Annotated in this window: 1 protein-coding gene; it reads left to right on the top strand. The window is 43.3% G+C overall.

Going from position 1 to position 4,971, the window contains the following annotated elements; genetic code table 11:
- The coding region (locus ACO4PX_RS08510) for a Spy0128 family protein (RefSeq protein ID WP_485572278.1) at positions 1-4,500 on the top strand (4,500 nt) is incomplete at its 5' end.
- Positions 4,501-4,971: the final 471 nt, after the last annotated feature.

Here is a 4,971-nt window from a genome sequence, read left to right on the forward strand (position 1 = left end):
ATTGCAAAGTTTATGGGGCCGGGAGAAAACCCTCCTGCAACAAAGCCTTTTTTGGAGAACCCTATTGGTAGAAGCTATATAGGAATTCCAAAGGATCCCAGTGTAGAAAACCTCCCCACTCATCAGCCCTATGTGGCTGCCTTAAACTATGCCAACGACAAGTATAATTCCCAGCTTTATGCCTTACTGTATAAGTATCCTATGAGCAAGTTGCAAGAGGCAAAGGACAAGGGTATCGATCTTACGACCGATGGGCTTGATATTAGCAATAAGGTTGGGTTTACAGAAACCTGGGCAGACGGCTATGTGAGAAAGGGTGAGGCGGAGGCGGCACCTATGAAGGTACTTCTTCGCTCTTCAGGGCCGGGAGACTTTTTATTAAAGAAGTATAATACTGTGGATAGACAGATTTACCTTGGCGTTTTTGGATTACAAAGTATTTATAAAGGTGGTGCAGCGGCTCCTGTAGTATATAGCAACTGGAATGAAAGCTTTACTCTTTCTGCTACATATAAGGCAAAGGATAGCAGTGTAAATGTGTCACGGGACGGAAGCTATACCACCTCTGATACTAATGTTCCCGGTTCCGGTGCTACCCTTACAGACGGAAAGTATAAGCTATTCTCTGTAAAACCCAGCCAAGTAAATGGAAAAACTTTGAAAGAGGAAACAAATCAGGATGAATTCTCCAGTGATTCTATAACAAACGGTGATGTTTATAGAGGTGGCGTTTATGAATTAACAGAGGAGGACTACCATTATAGCCGTATCTATTTAAGAGATATGAAGGCCTATGATGTGGATTATTTGGGGAATCAGTTGGTAAAATTCTCCGGTAAAGCTAGCCCCAGAAAGAAAGATTCCAGCTATCCTCCCGTACAGGTTATGGTAAAGGATAAGAGATATCCGGGAAGAGGATATTTTGAGTATGGTCGCTTAAGCTATAACGACCATGGAGGCGTTATCTTTACTGTAACAGAGCCCGGCGCAATAAAGAAGTATACACTCCGTGACAATGCCGACATTTCACAAACGAATCAGCTGGACTTAGAGGCTGCCTTTGGAGATAACATTGTAGGGCTTCAGTTTAAACAGGATTCCCCCTATTATAAGACAAACTTTGATGCGTCATTCACCATAAAGGTGACTCCGCAGCCTGCTATGCGGAACTTCATTGCCGATACCATGGCTAAAGGAGACGGGTATAACATGAACTTCCTGGCAGGTGGCGCTGTAGGAGAAGTCCGTCAATTAGGTACAGCGATTATTGATAAGAGGGCGGGAAAATACTTGGCTGAAATAGGCTATGGTTTAGAGCCCTTAAATATCACCTCGGAGCTGGTAAAGCAAAACAAACCTTATGTGGACCATCCTGAGCGCAGCGAGCAAAGCATGGATGTTATTGCCTGGGGCTTTAACTGGGGAATCTTCCCCAGCAGCTTACAGGGTGATTATACCAAGCCTTATGTGTTAAAATCCGGAATCATCTATGATCTGCTTCCAGCAGGAACCTATGTGGACGAAAGCTCTATTGTTCTGGGAACCTGGGATGCGGCGGACACTCCACCGGAAAGTAAAAAATTTGTCAAGGGGAAGGACTATACCGTAGAGTTTAAGAAGAACTGGGAGAAATCCGGCCAAACCATGATGATTATTAAGTTAACCATTCCGGATGATGCAGAGCATCGTTTCTGGAATAAACAATATAATCGAAGCGGTTGGAAGCTAAACTATACCCTTTGGAACCCTTACACCAATATCGTGGATCGGGGAAGAACGGCAAAAAACACCTTGGGATTTGTCAATACCGACAAGGATACCATTTGGAATCCAAACTATAACCCGAAGCTTGCAGATCCGGGGAATAAAGCAGATAAAATCGAATATTACAAAAAGCTTGCGCTGGATAATTTAAATAGTAGCAATGATAAATATACCACCTCCGTAACGGAACTGAATATGCCCTACGGCCCGGTAACGGTACTGGAGGCAAGATTCAGCAATACGGTTTCTACGGAGATCGATCCCCGTTATTTAAGTACTAATGTAAGCTATATGGGAGATCCTTATACCCATAGACTGATGTATCAGGCTTCAGACAACAGCAGAACAACGGATTTGGTCATCTATGATATCCTGGGAGAGAAAAAGGATAGAAACGGAGACTTTAACGGAGTAGACATCAATAGTCTCTTGAGTAAGCGCTCCTTTGATAAGGACAATGCTGACAACTCGGATACCTTAAAGCCCAGAGTCTTTTACTCTTATGAAATTCCTACTGAGGCAAAAAGAGATTTAGGGAAGGCCATTCATGACCCGGATTATGACAATGATATGAATCCAAACAATCCGAAGAATGGCAAGAGCATTTGGCATGAATGGAACTACGAAGATGAAACAGAAAATGTCGGCGTAGAAAAAGATAAAATTGTGGCTTTGGCTTTTGATCTTCGAACTACCCAAAGTAAGAAGCCCTTCATTTTAGATAAGAAGGGATTGCTGATTGCCAATGTCAATATGCTGGCCCATACGGATATGGATAAGATTCCTGTTGTAAACACCAATCTGGCATACCGTGTAGCTACCTTATTCCCGGGAAATGATATTCCTCAGAATGTGGCACCGGATATCGTAGAAGGCAGCAGTAGCCATAAACTGGTGGAGCCGGTAGTCTTTAAGCTTCCGGTAAAGAAGATTTTGGAAGTCCCAAAGGAATTAGCTACGCAAGCTCCCGATATTCGCGGAAAATTCACCTTCACAATCAGCGGAGAAAATGGGGCACCTTTACTGGATGAAAAGGGAAATCCTATCACTACAGTATTGAAGAACCCGGATAAGGACGGCGGAACGGTAGAATTTGGAAACATTCGGCTGATGAGACCCGGAACCTATACTTATAAAATTAATGAGCATGGAAGGAATGTAGACGGTCTTACCAGTGAGGACATGGGAGATAAATTTATCACCATTACCGTTACAGACCCGGATCACAAGAAGATGGTTTCTGATCTACGAATTAACAATGGCAATCCTTTAAGTTTTGTCAATGTTTTCGGAGAAGAAATCATTGAACCGGAAATTAAGGTGCAAAAGTTCTTAAGTGCTACGGCAGGAATCAAGAAGCCGGATATCAGTAATGCATTTACCTTTACCTTAAAGAGTAAAAATGGAGCACCCATGCCGCTAGAGGCAGGTGGTTCCGACAGTTTAAGTAAGACAAATCCTGATGCTGTCGGAGGAGAGGTTAACTTCGGAAGAGTTAAGATTGCGGCTGTAGGAGATTATGAGTATACAGTAACAGAAAGCGGTTTATTCCCCGGAGTAAACAACGATCCTCGTGCCACCAGAAATGTTACGATTAAAGTTCGTCGTCTTGATGGTAAACTCTATGCCTTGGTGGGAGGAGACGACTTTAACTATACCAATGTCTTTACGCCTACACCTACACAGGGACAGGTAGATCTTGGTAAGAAGATTTCCGGAAGAAAGCCTTCTCAGGCAGACCCTTTCCGTTTTGTACTTCGGACGGAAACCATGGAGATTTCTTCCAACTCCGTTTACTGGACAGATAAGCGAGAAGATCCAGTCTTCAATGATAAGGAAATCTTTTTCAATAACGGTAACGGAAACGATACATTTGAGGAGTATCTGGATCCGGATAACAACGTTATTAGGAATAAGAAAATCGTGAGCAACTCCGATTTGGAAGAGGGTGTTTTATATGGCTCCAGTGGCCTTATTACCGAGGTAAAGCCTTCCTTAAGATCTATGCCTAAGGGACTTTTCCAGCCAATGCCGGAGGGCAGCCAGTCTGAAACGGAGATGGTGGTGATTGCCGGAGAAGGACATACGGAATTTGCTCCCATTACCTTCCATGTTCCCGGAAAATACGTGTACACGGTGGAGGAATTAAAGGATGGACTCAGAGGCTATACCTATGACAAATCCCTTTATAAAGTAGTCTTTACGGTAAGTCAGCTTGCTGAAAATAAAGAGGACTTGGTAGTGACTCGTAAGATTTATAAGGATGGTGTAGAGGTATCTGAGATTCTTTTTGATAACCTATACAATCCAAGGAATCCGGGAGGCGGAGGAGGAACACCAAGGAGGCCATCCTTCCCCGCACCGAATACCCCGGGAGGCCCGGGAGAACCGCCGGCAGAGCCTGAGAAGCCCACGCTTCCGGAAGAACCGCAGAATCCTACACCGGACAACGGAAACAATGTTCCGCCCAGTCCCACAGTACCCAGAACCATCGAGGAGATTCAGAAGCGAATCGGTGAGATTCTCGGAGCAGGACGGAAACGTCCATTAACACCTGAGGAAGAGGCGGAGTTAAAGCATCTGGGAGAAGTACTGGGAGCCCTTAGAAAGGCTCAATCCAGAAAGGTAAATACGGCAGATGCTTCACATTTGCTTTGGTATGCCTTTGCTTCAGCACTAAGCTTTAGCCTTTTGAGCATTTACTACTTCCTAAGAAAGCTAAGGAAGAAAAGATAAAGCAGAAAGCTAAAACCGAAAAGTTAAAGCTCATTCTCTTTTAACTATTGATTTTTTTAGATTCTCAAAGAAATTATTATGCCATAAATGAATTTTGCATAAACAGATAATAGGATAATAATTATTTGTCGACAAACTGTTAGGACTTCCCCTACAATAGGCAGTCCTAACAGTTTTTTGTTTAAGACGATTGCCTTAAAATTCATTTTTATGGAGTATTGCCTGCCTAGTTGTGCAATTTCTTGTTTAAGGCGTCGTTTAGAATAAGCTTCCAAGTGGGAAGAATAGAGTCATAAAGGAGTGTGACATGGAGTACAAAATGAGAAAGCAGGAGACTGCGGAAGCTATGGGAAGAGGAAGGGATACCTTAACCCGTAGGAATTTTTCCAAAAGACGTCAAAGAGGAGGCTTTGCCAAGAAGGGTATGGCTTATTTCCTCAGTTTTTTGATGCTTGCGGGAAATTTGCAAAG

It is taken from the genome of Oribacterium sp. (genome assembly GCF_057249185.1).